The following is a 23,084-nucleotide window of genomic DNA, read 5'->3' on the forward strand; positions in this document are numbered from 1 at the left end:
GGAGGGCGGATGCCGCGGCATCCTCCTCCGGATCGCGGATCTCCTCCCGATGCGGCGCGTTGGCCGCGCAGAAGCGGCTCAGCGCGCTCTGATCACATGCCCGGGATCCCGAGCATCTCCAGTATCTCGATCGTCCCACCCCACCCGCGATGGGGGTGCTCGGCGAGCGCGGCCGTGACGCCCGCCAGATCATCGGCCTGCATGATCGAATACCCGCCGATGAAGGAACCGGGCTCACCGCCCGCGACACTCTGCGTCGGCGAACCGAGTTCGACGATCGCGTCGCCCGCTCGCTTGGCCCAGTCCATCCACGCCTTCATCGACTCCGCGCCCGACTCGGGATCGGCTGTCGCCATCTGCTCGGCGGCACTCACTGCTGAACGGTAGAGAACCAGGAACCTGCTCATGATCGACCTCTTCGTGTCTCGACGCACGCCGAACGCATTCGTCTCTGCACAGAGAGACCCCGATCCGCGGCATTCATGACGCAGGAGCTCGGAACCCGTGATCGGTGACGCGCCACACGGGATGTCGTTCGGTCGCGACCCCGGTTACGGGTAGTGTCCATGCGTGACCCTGCTCCGTCGCGCCGCCGGTCGGCGTCGAAGTCTCGCCCCCGCCCAGGTGATCGCCTCCGGGTTCGGAGCGGTCATCATCATCGGCACGGTACTGCTCATGCTGCCGATCTCGTCGAGCGCCCAGACGTGGACTCCACCGATCGACGCCCTGTTCACCGCGACGTCCGCGGTGTGCGTGACGGGTCTCGTGGTCGTCGACACCGCGGTCTTCTGGAGCCCCTTCGGCAAGGTCGTGATCCTGGCGCTGATCCAGGTGGGCGGCCTGGGCATCATGCTCTTCGCGGCGCTCATCGGCCTCGCACTCGCGCGCCGCCTCTCCGTGCGATCGCGGATCCTCGCCGGCACCGAGACCAAGACGTCTGGGGGCGGAAGTATGAAGCGCATCGCCACCGGCATCCTCGTCACCACCCTGATGATCGAGGTCGTCGTGGCGGCGCTGCTGTTCGTGCGATTCCTCACGGGCTATGGATACGACCCCGCGCGTGCGGCGTGGCATGCCGTGTTCCACGCCGTCTCCGCGTTCAACAATGCGGGATTCGCCCTCTACACAGACAGCCTGATGGGCTTCGTCGGCGACCCCTGGATCTGCCTGCCGATCTGCGCGGCGATCGTTCTCGGCGGTCTCGGCTTCCCAGTGCTGCGACAGCTGCGACGCGAGTTCCGCCGTCCGTTGCACTGGACCATGAACACCCGCATCGTGCTCTCGGCGACGATGGCCCTGCTGGCGATCGGCACGGCGTACGTGCTGCTGTTCGAGTGGGACAACCCGGGAACGCTCGGCGCACTCTCTCCTGGCGACCGGATCCTCGCCGGGTTCTTCCACTCCGTGCAGTCGCGCACGGCGGGCTTCAACTCCGTCGACATCTCTCAGATGCACGACGAGACCTGGCTCGGAACGGACGTACTGATGTTCATCGGCGGCGGACCGGCCGGCACCGCCGGCGGCATCAAGGTGACCACTTTCGCAGTTCTCTTCTTCATCATGTGGACGGAGCTCCGCGGCGGCGCGGCGGTGAATGTCTTCGGCAAGAGGTTGTCGCGCGCCGTCCACCGCGAGGCGATCACCGTCGTGATCGTCGCGCTGGGTGCGGTCATGGCGGCTGTCATCGCGATCCTCGCAATGACAGAATTCGATCTCGACCGCGTGCTGTTCGAGGTGGTGTCGGCCTTCGGCACCGTCGGCCTGTCGGCGGGGATCACTGCGGACCTGCCGCCGGCCGCGCACCTGATCCTCGTCGCGCTCATGTTCCTCGGCCGGCTCGGGCCCCTGACGCTCGGTTCCGCTCTCGCCCTGCGCGAGCGCCCCAGCGCCTACGATCTCCCTAAAGAGCGCCCCGCAATCGGTTGATCGCCACGCTCACAACGCACGAAAGGACCCGCGTGTCCAGATTTCTCTCATTCAGGCAGGACGCTCGGCGGATCGCCGAGGCCGACTCCGTAGCGGTCATCGGACTGGGCCGGTTCGGGACCTCGCTCGCACTCGAGCTGATGGCCTCGGGCACTGAAGTGCTGGGAATCGACGCCGACGAGGATCTGGTGCAGTCGCTCAACGGTCAGCTCACGCAGGTCGTGCGTGCCGATTCCACGCGTATCGACGTGCTCGAGCAGCTCGCGGTCGGCGAGTTCGATCGGGTGGTCGTCGCGATCGGCAGCGACATCACCGCGTCCATCCTCACCGCCTCGCTGCTGCTGACCATGAAGGTGCCGGTGATCTGGGCGAAAGCCGTCGATGAACGACACGGAGCCGTGCTCGAGCAGCTCGGCGTGCACCGAGTGATCTATCCCGAGAAGGACATGGGCCGCCGCGTCGCACACCTCGTACGCGGCGCGGCAGCCGACTATCTCGAGATCGATCGAGGATACGCCGTGGTGAAGACGGTCGCCCCGGCTCACCTGCAGGGGATCACGCTTACCGATGGCGCGGTGCGTTCGACCTACGGCGTCACCATTGCGGCGTTCCGTGCGCCGGACGGCGAGTGGCGCAACGCAGAGGCGACCACAGTGCTGGGCGACGGCGACGTCGTGCTCGTCGTCGGACCCACACGCGAGGTCGAGAGGTTCGCCCAGCTGCGCTGAACCGCACGTCGCCGACCTGATCCTCGGGAGGAGAAGTGCGCCTCGGGAGGACGGATGCCGTGGCATCCTCCTCCCGAGTGGTGATCTCCTCCCGAGGGAACGGGCAAAGACAGGTCGCGCGCAGGCGAGAAGGCGTGAGATTCAGCGGGCGACGATGAGGCCCGCGGTCTTCTCCTGTACGGCCTGGAACCGGCGCTGCACGTCGGACCAGTTGACGAGCTCCCAGAACGCCTTGACGTAGTCGGCGCGCACGTTGAGGTAGTCGAGGTAGTAGGCGTGCTCCCAGACGTCGAGCTGCAGCAGCGGCGTGACGCCGAGCGGGGCATTGCCCTGCTGGTCGAACAGCTGGAAGATGACCGGACGCGCACCGACGCTGTCCCACGCGAGCACAGCCCAGCCCGAACCCTGCACACCGAGCGCGGTGGCGGTGAAGTGCGCGCGGAAGGCGTCGATCGAGCCGAACGCGTCGGTCAGCGCGGCCTCCAGCTCACCCTCGGGGTTGCCGCCGCCGTCGGGCGACAGGTTCTCCCAGAACACCGAGTGGTTGATGTGACCGCCGAGGTTGAACGCGAGGTCCTTCTCGAGCTTGTTCACGGCGGCGAAGTTGCCGGACTCGCGGGCCGCGCCGAGCTGCTCGAGCGCCGTGTTGGCACCGGTGACGTAGGCCTGGTGGTGCTTCGAGTGGTGCAGCTCCATGATCTTGCCGGAGATGTGCGGGGCGAGCGCCGAGTAGTCGTACGGCAGCTCGGGAAGGGTGTACGGAGTGGGCATGCTGTTCCTTTCAGTCGTTCTGATCGGTGGGGAGTGAGTGGAATCGGCGGTCGAGGTAGACGAGCGGTCGGCCCGCCCGCCCGAGCAGCACCTCGTCGATCTCGGCGACCACGACGGTCGATGAGCCGACCGCGACCGTCGACATCGTGTGACCGCGCATCGCGGCGCGCGCCTCGGCGAGGTACGGCTCACCGGTCGGAAGGGTGCCCCACCCCTGCTCGGGGGTGAAGCGGTCGGCGCCGCTCACCGCGAAGCTCTGCGCCAGAGCCGAGTGCTCGTCGTCGATCAGGTGCACGACGAACGACTCGGCGTTGAGGATCGAGCCCGCGCTGCCGGTGGCCCTGGTGACCGAGAACACGATCGCCGCGGGGTCGACCGCGACGGATGCGACGCTCGACGCCGTGAGACCGACGGGACCGGCAGGGGTCATCGCCGTGATGATCGCGACCCCCGCCGGATGCGCGCGGAACGCGGCCTTGAGCCCTTCACCGACCTCGGACGGAACCGGCGCGGCGGGGTGCTGCTGACTGCTCATTCGGGTGCCTCCTGGGGCGGAAGTGCGGCGATGATCGGGTGGTCGCGCTCGATGATGCCGAGCTTCGCGGCGCCACCGGGCGACCCGAGCTCATCGAAGAACTCCACGTTGGCCTTGTAGTAGTCCTGCCACTCGTCGGGCAGGTCGTCTTCGTAGTAGATCGCCTCGACGGGGCAGACGGGTTCGCACGCGCCGCAGTCGACGCATTCGTCGGGGTGGATGTACAGCGAGCGTTCGCCCTCATAGATGCAGTCAACAGGGCATTCGTCGATGCACGCACGGTCCTTGACATCGACGCAGGGCAGGGCGATCACGTAGGTCATCGGGTGGCGGTCTCCGTTCGGGTCACGGTTGCCACCGTATGACCTCAAGTACACTTGAGGTCAAATCGAGGAGGCCGCGATGAGCACCGATCCGGACCGGATTGCGCACGGACCCGACGAGCCGCTGACGATCGGCGAGATGAGCAGGCGCACCGGCGTCTCCCCGTCCGCCCTGCATTTCTACGAGAGCCTCGGTCTCATCGCGTCGACGCGCACCGCCGGCAATCAGCGCCGCTACGCCCGACACATGCTGCGCCGGGTCTCGCTCATCACCGTGGCGAAGCGCCTCGGCATCCCGCTGTCGGATGTGCAGGACGCGTTCGCCGACGTCCCGCTCACGCAGACCCCGAGTCACGCCGACTGGCAGCGGGCGTCACGGCGCTGGAAGCGCGAACTCGAGAAGCGCCGCGAGGGCATCGAGCGACTCGAACGAGAGCTGACGGGATGCATCGGCTGCGGATGCCTGTCGATGAAGGCGTGCGGTCTGCTCAACCCCGACGATGCCCTGGGAAGTCAGGGCGCGGGGCCGCAGCGCCTCCGCGACGAGGACGCCTGAGCGCCCTCGTCGCAGACTCATGCCACGGTGAACGCAGCGCTCCGCAGGGCTTCTTCGCGCGAGCTCGGACCGACCAGCAGTTCGAACGCGCCGGATTCGACGCGACGGTTGCCGGCCGCATCCACGATCGAGCACTCGGCGACCGGCACCTCGAGCCGCACGCGCGCAGACTCTCCGGGCGCGACGTCGACCTGGCGGTAGGTCTTGAGCTCCTTGTCGGCCCAGCTCACGCTCGTGACGGAGTCGCGGACGTAGACCTGAACCGTCTCGCGCACCGGGCGCGAACCGGTGTTCGTCACCGTCACCTCGGCGACGATCGTGTCGGCGAGACCGAGCCGGTCGGTGTCGAGCGAGAGCTCGCCGTACGAGACCGTCGAGTACGACAGCCCCTCGCCGAACGCCCACGCGGGAGACTGCGTGAGGTCCGCGTAACGGTCGCCGTGCTGGCCGCGGATCTGGTTGTAGTACGTCGGCTGCTGCCCGACGTGGCGTGCGAACGAGATCGGCAGGCGCCCCGACGGCTCGACCGCACCAGAGATGATCTCGGCGAGCGCGCGGCCGCCCTGCATGCCGGGGTTCGCCGCCCAGATCACGGCGGCGGCCTTCGATGCGGATGCCGGCAGCACGAGCGGCTTCGAGGCCAGGAGCACCACGACGACGGGCTTCCCCGTCGCGATGAGCGCGTCGAGCAGCGCGTTCTGTCCGCCGATCAGCTCGAGCGTCGCCGTCGAGCGACCCTCGCCCACGAGCTCGATACGGTCGCCGACGACGGCGACCACGACATCGGACGCCTCGGCCGCAGCGACGGCCTCGGCGATCATCGTGTCGTCGGGTGCGCTCGGGACGACGACCGAGGGGCGGGGCTGCCCGTCGGGGAACTTCGTGCCCCGCGGATCGTCTTCGAGCGTGAGGATCTCGGCGCCGCGCGCGTGCGTCACCGACCATCCGTCGATACCGGCGAGACCGTCGAGCACGGTGGTGATCATCTCGCGCGGCTGTCCGTCGAGCCATCCGGCCTGACCCGATCCGCCGGCCCAGTCGCCGAGCTGCGTCTGGGCGTCGTCGGCGAGGGGCCCGACGACCGCGACCGTCAGCGGCGCGGACGCGTCGAGCGGCAGCACGCCGTCGTTCTCGAGCAGCACGATCGAACGGCGGGCCGTCTCGAGGTTGAGCTCGGCGTGGGCGGCGCTGCCGACCACGGCATCCAGGTCCGCCTGCGGAAGTCGCGGGTCTTCGAACAGCCCCAGCTCGAACTTGAGCGTGAGGATGCGCGCCACGGCGTCATCGAAGGCGTCCTCCGCGAGCAGGCCGTTCGACACCGCCTCGAGAGCTCCGGCGAAGAAGCCCGGAGTGTTCATCACCATGTCGTTGCCCGCGCTCACCGCGGCGGCCGAGGCGTGCGCGTAGTCGGGCTGCACATGCTGCTCCCAGACCATGCGTCCGACGTTGTCCCAGTCGGTGATGAGCGTGCCGGTGTAACCCCACTCGCCGCGCAGCACATCGCTGAGCAGCCAGTCGTTCACCGTGATCGGCACCCCATCGGTGGTCTGGTAGCCGAGCATGAACGTGCGGCATCCTTCACGGGCCACCCGCTCGAACGGCGGCAGGAACCACGACCGCAGCTTGCGTCGCGAGATGTCGGCCTCGCTGGCGTCGCGCCCGCCCTGCGTCTCGGAGTAGCCGGCGAAGTGCTTCGCCGTCGCGAGGATCGCGGTGGGGTCGTCGAGGCCCTCGCCCTGGTATCCGCGCACCATGGCGGAGGCGAGCTCGCCGATGAGGAACGGGTCTTCGCCGAACGTCTCGTCGATGCGGCCCCAGCGCAGGTCGCGCGCGATGCAGAGCACCGGGGAGAAGGTCCAGTGGATGCCGGTCGCCGCGACCTCGACCGCGGTGGCCCTCGCCACCTTCTCGACCAGCTCGGCGTCCCACGTGGCCGCCATGCCGAGCTGCGTCGGATAGATCGTCGCTCCCGGCCAGAAGGAGTGGCCGTGGATGCAGTCCTCGGCGACGAGCAGCGGGATGCGCAGTCGCGTCTGGGCGGTCAGCTCGTTCGCCCGGATGATGCGCTCGGGCGAGGTGTGCAGGATCGAGCCGACGTGCTTGCCCAGCACGTGATCGTCGAGGTCGTCGCGAGCGTCGAGCTGCAGCATCTGCCCGATCTTCTCCTCGACCGTCATGCGGTCGAGGAGGTCGGCGACGCGCGCGGCGATCGGCAGTTCTGGGTCGAGGTAGGGCAGGGATTCGGTCAGGGTCTGAGAGGTCATCACTCGGCGTTCTGTGTCTTCTTGTCGGTCTTCGTATGGGTCGTCGTCGCTGTCGCCGCGCTCTGCACGGTACCCGAGTCGGTCGTCGGCGCGCTGCGCACCGCCGTCACCGGATCGTTCACGTCGAGCCCCTTCTTCTTCATCGCGCGGGCACGCTCACCGGCCGACCGCAGCCTCGGGTTGACGTACTCGTCGATGCCGAAGTTGATGAGCGACAGGGCGACGCCGATGATCGCGATGCAGAGTCCTGCGGGCACGTACCACCACCACAGCCTCGGGAAGGCGCCGTTCTGCTGCGCCCAGAACAGGATGGTGCCCCAGTTGAGGTTGCTCACCGGGATCACCCCGATGAAGGCGAGGGTCGTCAGACCGAGGATGGCGGCGGTGACGGTGCCGACGAAGCTCGACGCGATCAGCGCCATGAGGTTCGGCAGCATCTCGACGGTGATGATGCGGTGCAGCGGTTCGCCGTTGGCGCGCGCGGCCTGGATGAAGTCGCGGTTGCGCAGTGACATGGTCTGCGCGCGCAGCACGCGCGCGCCCCATGCCCAGCCCGTGAGGCCCAGCACTGCGGCGATCACGATCAGCGGCGGGTTCTCGAACTGCGACGCCACGATGATGATCAGCGGGATGCCGGGGATCACCAGGAACACGTTCGTGAGCGCCGACAGCGACTCGCTCTTCCACCCGCGCACGTATCCGGCGATGACGCCGATCGTGATCGCGATGACGGTGGCGATGATCGCCGACAGGAATCCGACCACGACGACGCCGCGCGTGCCGAAGATGAGCTGGCTGAGCACGTCCTCGCCCATGTGCGTGGTGCCGAGCCAGTGGTCGAACGAGGGCGGCTGCCGCAGCGCGGTGCGGTCCTTCTGCGTGGCTCCGTAGGGGGCGAGCAGCGGCGCGAAGATCGCGATCAGCACGAACACCCCGAGGATGATCAGGCCGGCGATCGACTTGGGGTTGCGGAACATCGCGAACGATTGGGCGAGCTGCGACCAGAACGTCTTGCGGGTCGGCTGGTCGCCGTGGGCCGTGCGGAACGTGGCAGTCTCCGGCATCCCGGTGGGGATTGTGCTGCCGTCGGGCGCGGTCGTGTCGGTCGAGGTGGGAACGCTCATGTCAGGCCTCCGTCTGGCGCGTGCGCGGGTCGAGGTATGCGTAGACGATGTCCGCCAGGATGTTGGCGACCAGCACCGACAGCGTGATCACGAGGAACACGCCCTGCATGAGGGCGAAGTCCTTCGCGTTCGTGGCGTCGAGCAGCAGCTTGCCGACGCCCGGGTAGCTGAAGACCATCTCCATGACGATCGTGCCGCCGACGATGAACCCGATCGAGAGGGCGAAGCTCTGGATCTGCGGCAGCACCGCGTTGCGAGCGGCATACGCCCACAGCACCCGCCTGTTCGGCATGCCCTTGGCCTGGGCGACGGTGATGTAGTCCTCGTCGAGCACCGTGAGCATCATGTTGCGCATGCCCAGCATCCATCCGCCGAGCGAGGCGATGATGATCGTGACCGCCGGCAGGGTGCCGTGCACGATGACCTGGCCGATGAAGTCGAGGCTCCATTCGGGTGACTGCCCCTTGTCATAGGCGTGCGACGACGGGAACCACTTGAGGGTCGACGAGAAGATCGCGATCGCGATGAGACCGAGCCAGAAGTACGGGATCGTGTTGAAGAACGTCGTGATCGGGATGAGGGCGTCGAGCCTGCTGCCGCGCTTCCAGCCGACGATCGCGCCGCCGACCGTGCCGAGCGCGAACGAGATGATCGTGGCGAGACCGACGAGACCGAGCGTCCACGGGAGAGCGGATGCCAGCACCTCGCTCACCGGACGCAGGCCGTGCAGTGTCGAGATGCCGAGGTCGCCGCGGAACAGCATCGCCCAGTACTCGATGTACTGCTGCCACATCGACTTGTCGGTGTCGATGCCGAGCAGCGCCCGCAGCGAGTCCGCCGCCTCGGGACTGATGTTGCGGTTGCGCGCGAGGTACGAGCTGACCGCGTCGCCCTTCATGAACCGCGGGAGGAAGAAGTTGATCGTGATGGCCGCCCACAAAGTGAACAGGTAGAAGCCGGCCCGACCGGCGAAGAACCGCCATGGCACGACGGCTCGCCCCTTCTGCGCGACGGTCGCGGTGGTGCCGACCTCGAGCGCGTCGCGGTTCTCCTGGTCGATCTGACCCAGATCGGGGGATGCGGTGGTCACAGTGCACCTCCGTGCGATCCGGTCGTCGCGAAGTGCTTGTCGGGGTCGGGCGACGCCGCCCGCAGCTCGCGCGTATAGGGGTCCTGCGGGGTGAGGATCACGTCGTCGGCGTCGCCGTACTCGACGACCCGACCCTGGTTCAGCACCATGATCTTGTCGCTGAAGTGACGGGCGGTGGCGAGATCGTGGGTGATGTAGAGCACGCCGAGGCCCTCCTCGCGCTGCAGATCGGCGAGCAGGTTCAGCACTCCGAGACGGATCGACACGTCGAGCATCGACACCGGCTCATCGGCGACGAGCAGAGACGGACGGGAGGCGAGCGCGCGGGCGATGGCGACGCGCTGACGCTGGCCGCCCGACAGCTCATGAGGGCGGCGGTCGATCACGGCATCCGCGTCGAGGCGCACACGCTCGAGCAGTCGGCGCACCTCGGCCTCGGTGTCCTTCTTGGGGACGACGTCGTCGAGACGGATCGGGCGCTCGAGGTGATAGCGGATCGAGTGGTACGGGTTGAGCGAGGCGAACGGGTCCTGGAACACCATCCGCAGCTGCTGGCGGTACTTCCGCAGTCCCCTGCCGCGCCGCGGGATGGGTGTGCCGTCGAGCCGCACCTCGCCGGACGTGGGCGTCTCGAGCTGGGTGAGGATCTTCGCGATGGTCGACTTGCCGCTGCCCGACTGGCCGACGAGACCGATGGTCTGGCCGGAGTTCAGGGTGAAGCTGACGTCGTCGAGCGCCTTGAGCTGGCCGGCTCCGCGGACGTTGTAGATCTTGCTGACGTGGGCGAACTCGAGAGTGGTCATCGGGTCAGCACTCCTCTCGCACCGGTGAGTCGGGGGAACGACGACAGCAGGGTCTTCGTGTAGTCGTTCTGCGGGTCGGTCCAGATCTGCTCGGCGGAGGCCAGCTCGACGATCTCGCCCTCGCGCATGATGGCGATGCGGTCGCTGATCTCGAGCAGCAGCGGAAGGTCGTGGGTGATGAAGATCACCGAGAAGCCGAACTCGTGCCTCAGCTGCGAGATCTGCTTGAGGATCTCCCGCTGCACGAGCACGTCGAGCGCCGTGGTCGGCTCGTCCATGACCATCAGCTGCGGGCGCAGCGCCAGGGCCATCGCGATCATGACACGCTGGCGCATGCCGCCGGAGAGCTCGTGCGGGAACGACCGGGTGCGCTGACGCCCGACCTTGACGATCTCGAGCAGTTCCTCGGCCTCGGCCCTGCGCTGCCGTCGCGTCATGTCGGGGCGGTGGATCTCGAACACGTCCTCGAGCTGCGAGCCGATCGTCGCCACCGGATTCAGTGCGTTCATCGCACCCTGGAACACCATCGAGACCTTGTCCCAGCGGAACTTCTGCATCGCCTCGACGTCGAGCGCGTTGATGTCGACGTCGACACCGGATGCATCGTGAAAGGTCACGCTGCCGCCCGCGATCACCGCAGGGGCCCGGAGCAGACGCTGCACGCCGTAGGCGAGCGTGGTCTTGCCGCATCCGCTCTCCCCGGCGAGACCGAGGATCTCGCCTCTCTGCAGTTCGAGCGTGACGTTCTTCACCGCCTCGACGGGAGGGTCGACGTCGTACACGACCGAGAAGTCGCGCACGCTGAGCAGTGGTTCTGACATGAGGGGTCCTTCGTCGGTCGGGAGGTCGGTGGGAGGGGCGGATGCCGCTGCATCCGCCCCTCCGGGACTGCTTACTCGGCCGGCTTCAGCTTCGTGAGGATCTGCACGATGTTCTGCTGCGTCGGGTCGCCCGAGGCGTACGGGTCCTCCTCCGAGGGCCACCCGACGTAGTTGCGGGTGTTGTACTCGCCGAGCAGCGGGTGCGCGCCCAGCGGGATCGCCGGGACCTGCTCGACGAAGATCTGCTCGAGCGTGGTGATCGCTGCAGTGCGCTCCTCATCGGACGACGCGTTCGCGTAGGTGTTGAGTGCCTCGGTTGCCGCGGGGTCTTCGAAGCGTCCGAAGTTGAACCCGGCGATGCCCTCGGGCGAGATCCAGCGCGGGTCCATCGTCGACGTGTAGAGGCCGTAGGCCGTGCCGCTGTCTTCCAGCCAGTGGATGATGGCCGAGAACGAGCCGTCGTCGCGGGGGCCTGCCCAGCCGCCCCAGTCGGGCATGTCGATCTTGACCTCGGCGCCGATGGCCTCGGTGACGTCTTCGGCGATGAGCTCCTGCGCGGTGTTCCAGTCGCTCCAGCCCGAGGGCACCGAGAGCGTGAACGAGACGGGCGTGCCGTCGGGGTCGATCAGCGCGTCGTCCTTCCACGTGTATCCGGCGCTCTCGAGCAGGTCGCGCGCCTTCTCGGCGTCTACCGAGTACTCCTCGCCCTGGAACTCGGGCTGGATCTCGTCCTCGAGGATCGACGACAGACCGGTCACCGACCAGACCGGCTCGCTCGCGCCCTCACGGGCGATGTCGACGTAGGCGTCGCGGTCGATGACCCAGGCGAGCGCCTGGCGGAACGCCACATCGTCGAACGGCTTCTGCTGCAGGTTCATGAACAGCGTCGCCGAACCCGTGGTCGGCGCGACGAAGAACTTGTTGTGCTCGGGGTCGGCGTCGAGGAACTGCTCCTGGATCTGCGGGATGAACGCCTGCGCCCAGTCGGCCTCGCCCTGCGCGAGAGCCGTCGTCAGAGCGGTGTTGTCGCCGTACGAGACGTAGTGCAGCTCGGGAACCGCGAGATCGCCGCCCCAGTAGTCGTCGCGGGCCTCGAGCGTGACCGACTCGGTCGACCAGTTCGACAGGGCGTAGGGGCCGGTGCCGATCAGGTCGTCGCCCTTGACGGGGTCGGTGGCCGGCTCGTCGAGGTTCTCCCAGATGTGCTTCGGCACGATCGGCACGTGCAGGACGCGCGCCTGGTTCACGTACTTCGATTCGCCGAAGTTCAGGGTGACGGCGTCGCCCTCGACGGTCGCCCCCTCGAACTTGAGGCCGGCGGTGTCGAGCTCGGGGGTCGACACGAGCTCATAGGTGAAGACGATGTCGTCGGCGGTGAACGGCTCGCCGTCGCTCCAGGTGACGTCCTTGCGGGGCACGACGGTGAGGGCCGTGTAGTCGTCGTTCCACTCGATGCTCTCGGCGAGCCAGGGGGTGACCTCGCGGTCGCCGGTCTGGTTGACGAGACCGAGGGTCTCGAAGATGACCTTGCCGTAGCCGTACTTCGACGCCGACGAGTCGCCGACGTAGGGGTTGTTCGACTCGGTGGTGATCGCACCGTCGGGCTTGGCGATCGTCAGTGCTGCGCCGCCGGATCCGGCGTCACCGTCGTTCGATCCGCCGGCTGCGCAGCCGGCGAGGGCCGAGACGCCGAGGGCGGAGATCGCCGCGACGGCGATCATGGACTTTCTGAGCTTCATTGCTTCTCCTTGGGCACGGGTCGTTGTGCTGTGTGGCTGTCGGTGCCCGGGCATCCGACTGCATTCGCTTACTGGCGAGAAAGTAAGCTGGTGCGAGGTTACTCGTTGGTAAGTAGAGTTGGCAAGTACGATCCAGTGCAGGATTCCGTGCAGAAGAGGATGGACCATGTCGAAGGATGCTGTCGCCCACACGTCCGTCCGGCCTGCCACCCGCGAGAAGCGCGAGCAGATCCTCAAAGCCGCCGTCGAGATCTTCGGCAACAAGGGATCGACCAACGGCACCCTCGCCGATGTCGCCGAGCAGGTGGGCATCACCCACGCCGGCGTGCTGCACCATTTCGGGTCGAAGCAGAAGCTGCTGCTCGAGGTGCTCGCCTACCGCGACCAGGCCGACGTCGCCGAGCTCGCCGAGAAGCACATCCCCGGCGGACCCGAGCTCTTCCTGCACCTCGTGCGCACCGCCATCGCCAACGAGCGGCGCCCCGGGATCGTGCAGGCGTACACCGTGCTCTCATCGGAGTCCGTGACCGACAACCACCCCGGCCGCGAGTACTTCGAAGAGCGCTACACGACGCTGCGACGCGAGGTGACGGAGGCCTTCCACGCCCTGTGCGCGCAGGAGGGAGTGACCGAGCCCTCGACGATCACGACGGCCGCCGCCAGCATCCTCGCCGTGATGGACGGCCTGCAGCTGCAATGGCTGCTGCATCGCGACGTGTTCGACCTCGGCGAGGCGAGCGAGTTCGCGATCCGGTCGATCGTCAACGGCGTACTGCATCCAGGACCGGCACTGGAGTCGTACCGCCGCGACTAGGCTCGGGCCATGACGATCGACCTCGAAGCGCTCTACACCGACCTGCACCAGCATCCCGAGCTCTCGTTCCAGGAGACGCGCACCGCCGGCATCGCCGCGGGCCACCTGCGGGATCTCGGCCTCGAGGTGCACGAGGGCATCGGCGTCACCGGCGTGGTCGGCATCCTGCGCAACGGCGACGGCCCGGTCGTGTGGGCGCGCGCCGACATGGACGCGCTGCCCGTCGGCGAGGAGACCGGGCTGGCGTACGCGAGCACCGCGACCGGCATCGACCCGGCCGGCAACACCGTGCCCGTCATGCACGCCTGCGGCCACGACATGCACGTCACCGCGATGATCGGCGCCGTCGAGAAGCTCGTCGCCGAGAAGGCCGACTGGTCGGGTACCGTGGTCGTGCTCATCCAGCCCGCCGAGGAGTACGGCGCCGGATCCCGTGCCATGCTCGACGCCGGACTGCGCGATCTCGTGCCGCATCCCGACGTCGTGCTCGGCCAGCACGTGACTCCCCTGCCCGCCGGAACCATCGGCGTACGCCCCGGCACACAGATGGCGGCATCCGACGGACTCACCGTCGTGCTGCACGGACGCGGCGGCCACGGCTCACGCCCGCACTCCACGATCGACCCGGTCGTCATGGCCGCGGCGACCGTCATGCGGCTGCAGACCATCGCATCGCGCGAGGTCGACCCGCGCGATGTCGCGGTGGTGACGGTCGGCTCGATCCATGCGGGCCTCAAGAACAACATCATCCCGGCCGAGGCCAAGCTCGAGCTCAGCCTGCGCTATCCGAACGACGAGATGCGCGACAAGGTGCTCGCGAGCGTCGAGCGCATCGTGCGGGCCGAGGCGGCGGCATCCGGAGCCGAGCGCGAGCCCGAGATCCGCACCGACCACACCCTGCCGCCGACGATCAACGACGCCGATGCCACCGCGCGCGTCACCTCCGCCCTGCAGCGCGCGCTCGGCGAGGCGTCGGTCGTCGACCCCGGGATGTTCACCGGCAGCGAGGACGTGTCGTGGTTCGCCCGCGACACCGGCGCGCCGCTGGTCTTCTGGTTCTGGGGCGGCATCGATGCGGCGAAGTTCGCGGCATCCGCCGCCGCCGGCACGCTCGACAAGGACATCCCGACCAACCACTCGCCGTTCTTCGCGCCCGAGATCCACCCGACGATCGAGGTCGGCGTCACCGCACTGTCGGCCGCCGCGCGGGAGTTCCTCGACTGACGCGCGTTCTCGCCGTTCACAATTCAGCATGAACAGCCGGAACTGCGCCGGATACGCACTCTGGACGCGCGGAACGCACGTTCTCTGCTGAATTATGAACGCGAAGCGGGGCTGACTCAGCCGCCGATGGCGTTCATGCCTCGGGCGGGCTGCAGGAATGACGGGTCGTTGATCGCGTGCCCCGGCAGCTTGCCGTGCACGCACGAGCGCAGCATGTCGGCGATCCCGCCAGCACGCCGGGCGGAGTCGGATGCTCCGTCGCCGCGCAGTACGCCGATCAGGTCGTACTCGGCATTCGAGAAGAGGCAGTTGCGCAGCTGTCCGTCGGCGGTCAGTCGAAGTCGGTCGCACGCGCCACAGAAGGGGGCGGTGACCGAGGCGATGACGCCGACCTCGTGCGGTCCGCCGTCGATGCGCCACTTCTCCGCCGGCGCACCGCCGCGGCCGGGAACCGGCTCCAGATCCCACCGCGCGCTGAGCTTCTCGAGGATCTCCTCGCGCGTCACCATCGAGGCGCGATCCCAGGTGTGCCCGGCGTCGAGCGGCATCTGCTCGATGAAGCGCAGCTGCGCTCCGACCTCCATCGCGAACGCGACCAGGTCGGGCAGCTCGTCGTCGTTCACGCCGCGCATCGCGACCGTGTTGAGTTTGAGCGGGCGCAGTTCGGATGCCGCCGCTGCCGCGATGCCCTCGAACACGTCGTCGATGCGGTCTCGACGCGTGAGGTCGGCGAAGCGCTGACGATCGACCGTGTCGATGCTGATGTTGAGTCGCGTGAGGCCGGCGTCGATCAGGTCGGGCAGGTGCTTCGCGAGCGTGATGCCGTTCGTCGTCATGGCGACCTCGACAGGGCCTTCGTCCCCCTCGATCGCCGAGACACGTCGCACGACGTCGACGATGTCGGCACGCAGCAGCGGCTCACCGCCGGTGAGCCGGAAGGTGCGGATGCCGAGCGATGCGGCGACCTGCGCCACTTCGACGATCTCGTCGGTCGACAGGATGCTGGTGCGCGCCAGCCATTCGTTTCCCTGCTCGGGCATGCAGTACGTACAGCGCAGCGAGCAGCGGTCGGTCAGCGAGATGCGCAGGTCGCGGTGCACGCGACCGTGGGTGTCGATGAGTCCCTGCGACGCGGGTGCGGGGTCTGTGGCGACCACGGGATGCGGCGAGCGCACACCGATCACGACCGGCACGGCCGTCATCGCAGTTTCCCTCTCCCCGACATGTTCCGAGACTACCCGCGCCCCGCGTCGCGCGGCCCATGCGGGCGCGACGACCGGCATATTGCCAGGTCCTCTCGGGACGCGCGGCGCTCGCCCAGGCCACCTGGCTGGAGATTCAGCCGGGAGTTCACCAGTCATCGGGCGAGCTCAGCGCACGGCTGCAGCTCACGGAACTGCGACGAACCGCACCAGCGCCGGGTCCACCCGCAACCGAACCCGGTCGCCGACCGCCAACCCTCCGGCAGCATCCAGCGACAGGTCGACCGCCCCGGCATCGGTGTGCACGCGCACGCCACCCAGCGTGGGCTCGATGCGCGCCACCACAGCGGTCCACGACCCCGGGCCTGCCTCGGCGACCCGCGCATCGCCCGGCCGGAAGACCGCGGCGAGCGCAGCGCCGTCCGTCGCTGCAAGCGCACGCGACGCAGGATCGGCGCTGGCCAGCAGCACCTCGCCGCTGCTCCACCCTCCCCCGCTCGCGACGCCCACCAGGCGATTGACCCCGGCGATCGACGCGACGAAACCGGATGCCGGGGCGGCGAGCACCTCGCGCACCGGGCCCTCCTGCGTCACGCGACCAGCCTCGACGACGATCAGCCGGTCGGCGAGCGCGACGGCGTCCGCCGCATCGTGCGTGACCGCGACGGTCGTGGTCGAGACGAGCTGGTCGCGCAGCATCCGCCGGATGTCGCCGGCCGTCTCGGGGTCGAGGGCGACGAGTGGCTCGTCGAGCAGTACGACGCGAGGGGATGCGGCGAGCGCGCGAGCGACCGCGACCCGTTGCTGTTCGCCTCCGGACAGCTCGTGCGGCATCCGCTCTCCGGAGCCGGGGAGACCGACCCGTGCGAGCCAATCGTCGGCCCCCGCCCGCGCCGCGCGCGCGTCAGTGCCCGCCGCCCGTGGCCCGAACGCCACGTTCTCGCGCGCCGAGAGATGAGGGAACAGCCGCGGTTTCTGCCCGAGCAGCACGACCCCGCGGCGCATCGGCTCGGTCCTCATCCGAGGCTTCGCTACCCGGTCGACGACCCGGCCCTCGACGGCGATCTCGCCCCCGCCCAGCGGCTCGAGTCCGGCGAGCGCCTGCACCAGCGTCGACTTGCCCGCTCCGCTGGGTCCCATCACGGCGACCGTCTCGCCGGTCTCCACCTGCAGCGAGACATCGACGGTGAAGTGCTCTCGCGGCACGACCACGCGGGCGCGCAGCCCGGCGACAGCAGGCGCGCTCATCGCGCCGCCCCCGGCCGCCAGCCGCGCACGAGCAGCAGCACGAGGATCGCCGTGGCGAGCAGCAGCAGCGCGAGGGCGACCGCGGCCCCCTGGGTGACGCCTGCGCCGTTGAAGGCCGTGTAGATCGCCAGGGGCATGGTCTGCGTGACGCCGGGTCGGTTGCCCGCGAAGAGTGCCGTCGCGCCGAACTCGCCGATGGCCCGGGCGAAGCACAGCACCACGCCCGCGACGATCCCGGGCGCCGCGAGCGGCAGCGTGATGCGGCGCAGGATCGTCCAGCGGCCGGCTCCGAGCGCGGCGGCGGTCCGCTCGTACTCGACGCCGGAGGTGCGCACAGCCCCTTCGACCGCCAGCACGAGGAACGGCAGCGCCACGAAGGTCTGCGCGAGCACGACGGCCGGCGTGCTGAAGGAGATCCCGAGACCGCCGAACCACCCCGCCCGCCCGAACAGGTAGAGCAGGGCGACACCGCCGACCATCGGCGGCAGCACGAGCGGCACCGTGACAGCGGCCCGCAGCACGGCGGCCAGGCGGGGCCCGGAGCGGGCGATCGTCAACGCCAGCGGCACACCGATCACGATGCACAGCAGAGTGGCGACGAGGCCGGTGCCGAGCGACAGGAGCAGAGCCGAGCGCGCGGCCTCCGACGTCACGTCGGTGATGAAGGTCGACCACTCGACACGGGCGACGAGCGCCGCGAGCGGGAGGATGAGGAACGCGAGACCGATCAGGGCCGGGATGGCCAGGGCACGCGGCGCGTATCCGTGTGAAGCGGCCGCAGTCACGGCGCTCCGAAGCCGAAGTCGGCCAGGATGCTCTGGCCACCATCCGACAGCACGAACGCGACGAACGCGTCGGCGGCCGCAGAGTTCGATGCCTCCGACAGCGTCGCGATCGGATAGTGGTTGACGACCTCGTCGGCACCGTCGGGCACGATCACCTCGACATCGTCACGACCGACGACGTCGGTGGCGTAGACGAGGCCCGCATCCGCCTCACCGGCTGCGACCTTGGTGAGCACCGCGGTGACGTTCTGCTCGAGGCTCGCGGCGTCGACCACGACGCCGGCGTTCGAGAGCAGCGTCGCCGAGGCGGCGCCGCACGGCACCTCGGGGGCGCACAGCACGGTGGTGACGTCGGCCAGATCGGCGAGGGCCTCGACGCGACCCGGATTGCCCGAGGGAACGGCGATCACGAGCGTGTTGGAGGCGAACAGGGTCGGGTCGACCGCGGCATCCTCGAGCTTGTCCATGTTCGCCTCGTCGGCTGAGGCGAAGACGTCGGCCGGAGCGCCCTCGCGCAGCTGGGTGACCAGCGTCGACGATCCGTCGTAGACGCCGCTGAACGTCACATCGGGGTTCTCGTCGGTGAAGGCCGCGCCGATCTCGTCGAAGGCGCCCGACAGCGACGCGGCGGCGTACACCGTGAGCTCGCCGCTGACGGCACTCTCCGGTGCATCTCCCGAGCCGGCAGGGGCCGGGGCTTCGGCGGTGCACCCTGTGAGGGCGAGAGCGGCGGCGGCCAGGACGACCGCGACGGTGCGACGCAGGGCGCGATTCATGTCAGCCCTTCGGCACTTCGACGACGACGTTGGTCGCCTTGACGGATGCGGTGGCGAGCGAGCCGACCTCCAGGTTCAGCTCGCGGGCGGCCTCGGCCGACATGAGCGAGACGACGCGGTGCGGTCCGGACTGCAGGTCGACCTGTGCCATGACTCCGTCGATCTGCACGCGCGTCACGATGCCGACGAAGCGGTTGCGGGCGCTCGAGAGAGCATGATCCGACGCCTGCGCCTCCTCGGCGAGCTCCACAGCGCGGGCGGCGAGAGCGTCACCGGGGATCTCGGCCGGGACGGCATCCGTCGTCGGCAGCAGGCCCTGATCGATCCAGCGCCGCACCGTGTCATCGCTCACTCCGAGCAGCTGTGCTGCGCGGGCGATCCGAAAGCTCTGCATGGGTGCACACTACCGCAGACGCGGATGCTCACACCGAAAATCACCGCATTCGCGGAAGCAACGGGCTCGCGCGGCATCCGTCCGCTGCGAACTCCGGACGAATCCCCTCGCCCCCGCCGCAATCGCGCACCCCGGGCATAGCCTGGTGCCATGCAGCCGCTCGTCGCTCCCGCGCCCGCCCTCGACCCGGCCGAACTCGTCCGCACCGCCAGGCATGCGGTGCTCACGGGCATCGGAGAGGAGGGGCAGCGCCGTCTCGCCGCGGCACACGTCACCGTGGTCGGCGCCGGCGGCATCGGCTCCCCCGTGCTCCTCGCACTGGCGGCGGCAGGAATCGGCAGCATCACGGTGATCGACGACGACATCGTGGAGCTGACCAATCTGCAGCGCCAGCTCGCCCACCGTGTCGAGGACATCGGCCGCCCCAAGACCATTTCGGCGGCGCGCGCGATCAGCGCACTGTCACCGGGGGCGGAGGTCGTGACGGCCTCCGAGCGACTCGACTCCGAGAACGCCGACCGCCTGTTCGCCGGGGCCGACATCGTGGTCGACACGAGCGACTCCTTCGCGACCCGGCGCGACGTCGCCGCCGCGACCGAGACCCTCGGCATCCCGCTCGTGTGGGGTGCCGTGCAGGAGTGGCACGCGCAGGCCACCGTGTTCTGGTCGAATCCCCCTGAAGGCCACACGCCCGTGGTGCTCACCGATCTCTTCCCGCTCGGCACCGAGGGCGAGCCGCCCAGCTGCGCGCAGGTCGGCGTGCTCGGGGCCCTGTGCGTGCAGGTGGGCGGGATGCTGGCGGGCGAGGTCGTGAAGCTCATCACCGGCGCGGGCGAGCCGCTGCTCGGCCGGCTCGCGATGATCGACTCCCTCACCTCGAGACAGCACGAGATCGCCATCCGTTCGGCGGTGTCGGCATGAGCGCCGCGGGCGGCGGCCGCCGATCCGTCGAGGATCAGCTCGCGCGGGTGCTGGATGCCGTACGCGCACTGCCCGCCGAGGCACGGGCGATCCGGGACGCGGCCCAGCGCACGCTCGCAGAGGCTGCGACGGCGGCGCACGACATCCCGCTCTTCGACAACTCCGCGATGGACGGCTTCGCCGTGCGGGCAGCGGATGTCGCCTCGGCATCCGACGAGAGCCCTGTCGTGCTCCGCGTCGTCGCAGATCTGCCCGCCGGGGTGTCGGACGACCCGGCACTCGGAGCCGGCGAGGCGGCACGCATCATGACCGGCTCACCCGCCCCGACTGCGGCGGACGCGATCGTGCCTTTCGAGGACACCGTCGGCGGTCTCGCCGATTCGCTCGGCGACGTGCGGGTGCTGCGCGCACCGTCGACCGCAGGAGCGTTCATCCGCCGTCGCGGCGCCGACCTGCGCGCCGGTGACGCAGTGGTGCTCGCCGGCGAGCGCCTCGGAGCGTTCCAGCTGTCCGCTGCCGTCGCCGCCGGGGTCGAGAGCGTGACGGTGACACGCGCACCCCGGGTGGCCGTCGTATCCACCGGCAGTGAGCTGCTCGAGCCGGGCGAGCCCGCAGCGCGCGGCCGCATCCCCGATTCCAACGGTCCGCTGCTCGAGCTCCTCGTCGCCGATGCCGACGCCGAGGTCGTGCTCGTCGCCCGCGTCGCGGATGACGCCGATGCCGTGCGCACCGTCACGGCGACCGCCGTAGAACGCGGCGCTGACGTGATCGTGTTCACCGGCGGCGTGAGCGCCGGTGCGTACGAGCCCGTGCGCGGCGCGTTCGACGGACAGGGCGAGGTCGAGTTCGCGAGCGTCGCGATGCAGCCGGGCAAGCCGCAGGCGTTCGGCGTGCTCGACGCCGGCACTCTGGTGTTCGGTCTTCCCGGAAACCCCGTGAGCGTGGCGGTGTCGTTCGAGGTGTTCGTGCGCCCCGCGCTGCTGGCGCTGCAGGGCCGCTCCGAGATCCACCGCCCGCGCGCATCCTTCACCGCGGATGCCGCGTGGACCACCCCGCCGGGACGCCGTCAGTACCTGCCCGCCGTCGTCGACCTCGTGAACAGGACCGTGCGCCCGGCGACCTCGGGCGGCTCGGGATCGCACCTGGCCGGCGGACTCGCCCGCGCCCACGCGTTCGCCGTCGTGCCCGCTGAGGTCGAGGCCGTCGCCGTGGGCGATGCGATCGATGTCATGCTGGTCGGATGAGCTTCACGCATCTCGATTCGGCCGGCCACGCCCACATGGTCGATGTGACCGGCAAGCAGCCGACGGTCCGCACCGCCACCGCGCGCGGATTCGTGCGCTGCGGCGCCGAGGTCATCGCTGCCCTGCGCGACGGCACCGCACCCAAGGGCGACGTGCTCGCGGTCGCCCGCATCGCCGGCATCCAGGCCGCCAAGTCGACACCCGCTCTGCTGCCCCTCGCCCACGTGATCGGCGTGCACCGCGCGTCGGTCGAGCTCGACATCGTCGACGATGGCGTGCACGTCGAGGCGACCGTGGGCACCGCCGACCGCACCGGCGTCGAGATGGAGGCCCTCACAGCGGTCTCGGTGAGCGCCCTCGCGATCGTCGACATGATCAAGGGCCTCGACCGCTCGGTCGTGATCGAAGACGTGCGCATCGTCGCGAAGTCGGGCGGGCGCTCGGGCGACTGGGTGCGCGAGGGAGAGACCCTGTGACCACCCGCGTCCGCTATTTCGCTGCGGCCGCCGAGGCCGCGGGCACCGACGCCGAGGACCGCGGCGAGCACTCGCTCGAGCAGCTGCGCGCCGCCGTCGTCGTCGACCATCCGGCGCTCGCCGACATCCTTCCGCGGTGCGCGGTCATGGTCGACGGTGTGCGCAGCGATGACGACCGTCCGCTCGACGACGCCCAGCTGATCGACGTGCTTCCCCCGTTCGCCGGGGGATAGGCCGCAGGCGAAGCGATGCCCGCGGGGCGTGCGCTTCGTTCGGCGATCTGCGCTTCAGAAGGACGCGGATGCCGAAAACGGCCTTCAGAAGCGCGAATGGCCGCGTGAAGCAGCCGCGACTCGACTCAGCCGCCGATGCCCTTCCACGAGGTCGAGCCGTCCGACTCGACCTGGCGCTTCCACACCGGCAGCGACGTCTTGATGTCCTCGATGACCGCGCGGCACACCTCGAAGGCCTCAGCACGATGCTCTGCCGCGACCGCGATGACCACAGCCGCATCCCCGACGTCGAGGCGACCGATGCGATGGCTCACGGCGACCACGACCCTGGCGTCGCCGACGGCATCCGCTGCCGCTCCCTCGGCGATGCGTCGCAGCGTCGGCTCCGCATCGGGGTGCGAGCTGTATTCGAGCCCGACCACCGGGGTCGTCGCATCGGGGTCGTTGTCGCGCACGCGCCCGATGAAGGTCGTGACCCCGCCCAGGGCCGGGTCGTCCACCGCAGCGAGATGCGCGTCGACGTCGAGCTTCTCCTCCGAGATCGCTGCGATCCGCACCTCGTTCACGAGTGATCACCGCCCTCGACCTGGTCGACGACGTGTCTGGCGACGGTGAGCACGACGGGAACACCGGATGCCACGGCCCGGGGCGACCCGGGAAGATTCACCACGAGCGATCCGGCCGGGTCGACGATGCCCGCCACGCCACGAGAGAGCAGGGACAGCGGGGTGTCGGCGAGGCCGCTGCGGCGCAGCTCCTCGGCGATGCCGGGCACCTCGCGGGTGATCACCCGACGGGTGCCCTCCGGCGTCTCATCGCGCGGGCTGACGCCGGTCCCCCCGGTCGTCACGATCAGTCTCACGCCGCGGGCCACCGCTCGGCGCAGCGCATCAGCGACCGAGGTGGCGCCGTCGGCGATGACCTCGGCATCCGGGCAGTGCCACCCGGCATCCCGCAGCAGCCCGACCGCGATCGGCCCTCCCCTGTCTTCGCGTTCACCCGCGAAGGATCGATCCGAGACAGTGATCACGCAGGCGGGGAGCGACGTCATGGCTCCCACACTAGGGCGAGACCCGGGGTCACGCAC

Annotated in this window: 26 protein-coding genes; 9 read left to right on the forward strand and 17 right to left on the reverse strand. The window is 69.3% G+C overall.

Annotated elements, in window-relative coordinates; all coding sequences use genetic code 11:
* Positions 1 to 92 precede the first annotated feature (92 nt).
* Positions 93 to 407, reverse strand: coding sequence for a hypothetical protein (locus BEP68_RS00690; protein WP_187248941.1), 315 nt, complete (start codon positions 405 to 407; stop codon positions 93 to 95).
* A gap of 163 nt (positions 408 to 570) precedes the next feature.
* Between BEP68_RS00690 and BEP68_RS00695 the strand changes: the two genes are divergently transcribed.
* Together BEP68_RS00695 and BEP68_RS00700 are read left to right on the forward strand one after the other, a co-directional pair.
* Positions 571 to 1,926: a TrkH family potassium uptake protein gene (locus BEP68_RS00695; protein ID WP_187248942.1), complete on the forward strand. Its 1,356-nt coding sequence runs from the start codon at positions 571 to 573 to the stop codon at positions 1,924 to 1,926.
* Between the two features lie 32 nt (positions 1,927 to 1,958).
* Positions 1,959 to 2,654: a potassium channel family protein gene (locus BEP68_RS00700; RefSeq protein WP_187248943.1), complete on the forward strand. Its 696-nt coding sequence runs from the start codon at positions 1,959 to 1,961 to the stop codon at positions 2,652 to 2,654.
* A 141-nt stretch (positions 2,655 to 2,795) separates the two neighbouring features.
* Here the strand turns inward: BEP68_RS00700 and BEP68_RS00705 are convergent, their stop codons facing one another.
* Genes BEP68_RS00705 through fdxA form a run of 3 tightly spaced genes read right to left on the reverse strand, consistent with a single transcriptional unit; the run spans position 2,796 to position 4,283 of the window.
* Entirely contained in the window at positions 2,796 to 3,425 is a 630-nt protein-coding gene (locus tag BEP68_RS00705) for a superoxide dismutase (RefSeq protein WP_187248944.1), read from the reverse strand.
* 10 nt (positions 3,426 to 3,435) lie between these two features.
* Positions 3,436 to 3,960, reverse strand: coding sequence for a flavin reductase family protein (locus BEP68_RS00710; RefSeq protein WP_053098574.1), 525 nt, complete (start codon positions 3,958 to 3,960; stop codon positions 3,436 to 3,438).
* Complete coding sequence (gene fdxA / locus BEP68_RS00715) at positions 3,957 to 4,283, reverse strand: ferredoxin (protein WP_053098573.1); 327 nt, start codon at positions 4,281 to 4,283, stop codon at positions 3,957 to 3,959. The genes BEP68_RS00710 and fdxA overlap by 4 nt, the downstream gene beginning before the upstream one ends.
* A 79-nt stretch (positions 4,284 to 4,362) precedes the next feature.
* Between fdxA and soxR the strand changes: the two genes are divergently transcribed.
* The gene (gene soxR, locus BEP68_RS00720; RefSeq protein WP_187248945.1) at positions 4,363 to 4,839 is read left to right on the forward strand and encodes a redox-sensitive transcriptional activator SoxR; all 477 of its coding nucleotides are present in this window, start codon (positions 4,363 to 4,365) and stop codon (positions 4,837 to 4,839) included.
* 17 nt (positions 4,840 to 4,856) lie between these two features.
* Here soxR and BEP68_RS00725 read toward each other — a convergent pair whose 3' ends face one another.
* The 6 genes from BEP68_RS00725 to BEP68_RS00750 form a co-directional block, all read right to left on the reverse strand.
* On the reverse strand, positions 4,857 to 7,103 hold the full coding sequence (locus tag BEP68_RS00725) for a glycoside hydrolase family 3 N-terminal domain-containing protein (RefSeq protein WP_187248946.1): 2,247 nt from the start codon (positions 7,101 to 7,103) through the stop codon (positions 4,857 to 4,859).
* Positions 7,103 to 8,227 (reverse strand): ABC transporter permease, encoded by a 1,125-nt coding sequence (locus BEP68_RS00730; RefSeq protein ID WP_261987659.1) that lies wholly within the window; start codon positions 8,225 to 8,227, stop codon positions 7,103 to 7,105. The genes BEP68_RS00725 and BEP68_RS00730 overlap by 1 nt, the downstream gene beginning before the upstream one ends.
* A 1-nt stretch (position 8,228) precedes the next feature.
* A complete protein-coding gene (locus tag BEP68_RS00735; RefSeq protein WP_053098570.1) occupies positions 8,229 to 9,317 on the reverse strand; it encodes an ABC transporter permease in 1,089 nt (362 codons plus the stop codon).
* Positions 9,314 to 10,120, reverse strand: a complete 807-nt coding sequence (locus BEP68_RS00740) for an ABC transporter ATP-binding protein (RefSeq protein WP_187248947.1) — start codon at positions 10,118 to 10,120, stop codon at positions 9,314 to 9,316. The genes BEP68_RS00735 and BEP68_RS00740 overlap by 4 nt, the downstream gene beginning before the upstream one ends.
* Positions 10,117 to 10,941 (reverse strand): ABC transporter ATP-binding protein, encoded by an 825-nt coding sequence (locus BEP68_RS00745; RefSeq protein ID WP_053098568.1) that lies wholly within the window; start codon positions 10,939 to 10,941, stop codon positions 10,117 to 10,119. The genes BEP68_RS00740 and BEP68_RS00745 overlap by 4 nt, the downstream gene beginning before the upstream one ends.
* A gap of 71 nt (positions 10,942 to 11,012) precedes the next feature.
* Positions 11,013 to 12,680, reverse strand: a complete 1,668-nt coding sequence (locus tag BEP68_RS00750; protein WP_187248948.1) for an ABC transporter substrate-binding protein — start codon at positions 12,678 to 12,680, stop codon at positions 11,013 to 11,015.
* Between the two features lie 166 nt (positions 12,681 to 12,846).
* Here BEP68_RS00750 and BEP68_RS00755 point away from each other — a divergent pair, with 166 nt between their 5' ends.
* Both BEP68_RS00755 and BEP68_RS00760 read left to right on the forward strand, forming a co-directional pair.
* On the forward strand, positions 12,847 to 13,494 hold the full coding sequence (locus BEP68_RS00755; protein WP_056276425.1) for a TetR/AcrR family transcriptional regulator: 648 nt from the start codon (positions 12,847 to 12,849) through the stop codon (positions 13,492 to 13,494).
* A 9-nt stretch (positions 13,495 to 13,503) separates the two neighbouring features.
* Positions 13,504 to 14,718: an amidohydrolase gene (locus BEP68_RS00760; protein ID WP_053098565.1), complete on the forward strand. Its 1,215-nt coding sequence runs from the start codon at positions 13,504 to 13,506 to the stop codon at positions 14,716 to 14,718.
* Positions 14,719 to 14,834: 116 nt separating this feature from the next.
* Here the strand turns inward: BEP68_RS00760 and moaA are convergent, their stop codons facing one another.
* The 5 genes from moaA to BEP68_RS00785 all read right to left on the reverse strand — a co-directional run bounded on the left by moaA (position 14,835) and on the right by BEP68_RS00785 (position 19,123).
* Complete coding sequence (moaA, locus tag BEP68_RS00765; RefSeq protein WP_187248949.1) at positions 14,835 to 15,920, reverse strand: GTP 3',8-cyclase MoaA; 1,086 nt, start codon at positions 15,918 to 15,920, stop codon at positions 14,835 to 14,837.
* A gap of 186 nt (positions 15,921 to 16,106) precedes the next feature.
* The gene (locus BEP68_RS00770) at positions 16,107 to 17,168 is read right to left on the reverse strand and encodes an ABC transporter ATP-binding protein (RefSeq protein WP_187248950.1); all 1,062 of its coding nucleotides are present in this window, start codon (positions 17,166 to 17,168) and stop codon (positions 16,107 to 16,109) included.
* Entirely contained in the window at positions 17,165 to 17,953 is a 789-nt protein-coding gene (gene modB, locus BEP68_RS00775) for a molybdate ABC transporter permease subunit (RefSeq protein ID WP_187248951.1), read from the reverse strand. Before modB ends, BEP68_RS00770 begins: the two co-directional genes overlap by 4 nt.
* The gene (gene modA, locus BEP68_RS00780) at positions 17,950 to 18,729 is read right to left on the reverse strand and encodes a molybdate ABC transporter substrate-binding protein (protein ID WP_187248952.1); all 780 of its coding nucleotides are present in this window, start codon (positions 18,727 to 18,729) and stop codon (positions 17,950 to 17,952) included. The genes modB and modA overlap by 4 nt, the downstream gene beginning before the upstream one ends.
* Before the next feature lies 1 nt (position 18,730).
* Positions 18,731 to 19,123, reverse strand: a complete 393-nt coding sequence (locus tag BEP68_RS00785) for a molybdopterin-binding protein (protein WP_056276411.1) — start codon at positions 19,121 to 19,123, stop codon at positions 18,731 to 18,733.
* A gap of 150 nt (positions 19,124 to 19,273) precedes the next feature.
* On the opposite strand from BEP68_RS00785, the gene BEP68_RS00790 reads away from it, so the two are divergent.
* Genes BEP68_RS00790 through BEP68_RS00805 form a run of 4 tightly spaced genes read left to right on the forward strand, consistent with a single transcriptional unit; the run spans position 19,274 to position 21,997 of the window.
* Positions 19,274 to 20,044, forward strand: coding sequence for a HesA/MoeB/ThiF family protein (locus BEP68_RS00790; protein ID WP_187248953.1), 771 nt, complete (start codon positions 19,274 to 19,276; stop codon positions 20,042 to 20,044).
* Positions 20,041 to 21,288 carry a gephyrin-like molybdotransferase Glp gene (gene glp, locus BEP68_RS00795; protein ID WP_187248954.1) on the forward strand — a complete coding sequence of 416 codons (1,248 nt, stop codon included), beginning with the start codon at positions 20,041 to 20,043 and terminating at the stop codon, positions 21,286 to 21,288. Before BEP68_RS00790 ends, glp begins: the two co-directional genes overlap by 4 nt.
* Positions 21,285 to 21,764, forward strand: a complete 480-nt coding sequence (moaC, locus tag BEP68_RS00800; protein WP_053098558.1) for a cyclic pyranopterin monophosphate synthase MoaC — start codon at positions 21,285 to 21,287, stop codon at positions 21,762 to 21,764. The genes glp and moaC overlap by 4 nt, the downstream gene beginning before the upstream one ends.
* The gene (locus BEP68_RS00805) at positions 21,761 to 21,997 is read left to right on the forward strand and encodes a MoaD/ThiS family protein (RefSeq protein ID WP_187248955.1); all 237 of its coding nucleotides are present in this window, start codon (positions 21,761 to 21,763) and stop codon (positions 21,995 to 21,997) included. The genes moaC and BEP68_RS00805 overlap by 4 nt, the downstream gene beginning before the upstream one ends.
* A gap of 125 nt (positions 21,998 to 22,122) precedes the next feature.
* On the opposite strand, the gene BEP68_RS00810 is transcribed toward BEP68_RS00805, so the two are convergent.
* Positions 22,123 to 22,563: a molybdenum cofactor biosynthesis protein MoaE gene (locus tag BEP68_RS00810; RefSeq protein WP_187248956.1), complete on the reverse strand. Its 441-nt coding sequence runs from the start codon at positions 22,561 to 22,563 to the stop codon at positions 22,123 to 22,125.
* Positions 22,560 to 23,048, reverse strand: coding sequence for a molybdenum cofactor biosynthesis protein B (locus BEP68_RS00815; RefSeq protein ID WP_053098555.1), 489 nt, complete (start codon positions 23,046 to 23,048; stop codon positions 22,560 to 22,562). The genes BEP68_RS00810 and BEP68_RS00815 overlap by 4 nt, the downstream gene beginning before the upstream one ends.
* Positions 23,049 to 23,084 lie beyond the last annotated feature (36 nt).

The sequence above is a fragment of the Microbacterium sp. 4-7 genome, assembly GCF_014332665.1.
Taxonomy (GTDB): Bacteria; Actinomycetota; Actinomycetes; order Actinomycetales; family Microbacteriaceae; genus Microbacterium.

Bases quoted from the DNA above. Each gene is read 5' to 3' on its own strand.
- BEP68_RS00770 (WP_187248950.1), bottom strand. From the start codon at position 17,168: ATGAGCGCGCCTGCTGTCGCCGGGCTGCGCGCCCGCGTGGTCGTGCCG.
- modA (WP_187248952.1), bottom strand. From the start codon at position 18,729: ATGAATCGCGCCCTGCGTCGCACCGTCGCGGTCGTCCTGGCCGCCGCC.
- BEP68_RS00790 (WP_187248953.1), top strand. From the start codon at position 19,274: ATGCAGCCGCTCGTCGCTCCCGCGCCCGCCCTCGACCCGGCCGAACTC.
- BEP68_RS00785 (WP_056276411.1), bottom strand. From the start codon at position 19,123: ATGCAGAGCTTTCGGATCGCCCGCGCAGCACAGCTGCTCGGAGTGAGC.
- glp (WP_187248954.1), top strand. From the start codon at position 20,041: ATGAGCGCCGCGGGCGGCGGCCGCCGATCCGTCGAGGATCAGCTCGCG.
- BEP68_RS00750 (WP_187248948.1), bottom strand. From the start codon at position 12,680: ATGAAGCTCAGAAAGTCCATGATCGCCGTCGCGGCGATCTCCGCCCTC.
- moaC (WP_053098558.1), top strand. From the start codon at position 21,285: ATGAGCTTCACGCATCTCGATTCGGCCGGCCACGCCCACATGGTCGAT.
- BEP68_RS00745 (WP_053098568.1), bottom strand. From the start codon at position 10,941: ATGTCAGAACCACTGCTCAGCGTGCGCGACTTCTCGGTCGTGTACGAC.
- BEP68_RS00710 (WP_053098574.1), bottom strand. From the start codon at position 3,960: ATGAGCAGTCAGCAGCACCCCGCCGCGCCGGTTCCGTCCGAGGTCGGT.
- BEP68_RS00815 (WP_053098555.1), bottom strand. From the start codon at position 23,048: ATGACGTCGCTCCCCGCCTGCGTGATCACTGTCTCGGATCGATCCTTC.
- BEP68_RS00705 (WP_187248944.1), bottom strand. From the start codon at position 3,425: ATGCCCACTCCGTACACCCTTCCCGAGCTGCCGTACGACTACTCGGCG.
- soxR (WP_187248945.1), top strand. From the start codon at position 4,363: ATGAGCACCGATCCGGACCGGATTGCGCACGGACCCGACGAGCCGCTG.
- fdxA (WP_053098573.1), bottom strand. From the start codon at position 4,283: ATGACCTACGTGATCGCCCTGCCCTGCGTCGATGTCAAGGACCGTGCG.
- moaA (WP_187248949.1), bottom strand. From the start codon at position 15,920: ATGACGGCCGTGCCGGTCGTGATCGGTGTGCGCTCGCCGCATCCCGTG.
- BEP68_RS00730 (WP_261987659.1), bottom strand. From the start codon at position 8,227: ATGAGCGTTCCCACCTCGACCGACACGACCGCGCCCGACGGCAGCACA.
- BEP68_RS00740 (WP_187248947.1), bottom strand. From the start codon at position 10,120: ATGACCACTCTCGAGTTCGCCCACGTCAGCAAGATCTACAACGTCCGC.
- BEP68_RS00725 (WP_187248946.1), bottom strand. From the start codon at position 7,103: ATGACCTCTCAGACCCTGACCGAATCCCTGCCCTACCTCGACCCAGAA.
- BEP68_RS00760 (WP_053098565.1), top strand. From the start codon at position 13,504: ATGACGATCGACCTCGAAGCGCTCTACACCGACCTGCACCAGCATCCC.
- BEP68_RS00755 (WP_056276425.1), top strand. From the start codon at position 12,847: ATGTCGAAGGATGCTGTCGCCCACACGTCCGTCCGGCCTGCCACCCGC.
- BEP68_RS00690 (WP_187248941.1), bottom strand. From the start codon at position 407: ATGAGCAGGTTCCTGGTTCTCTACCGTTCAGCAGTGAGTGCCGCCGAG.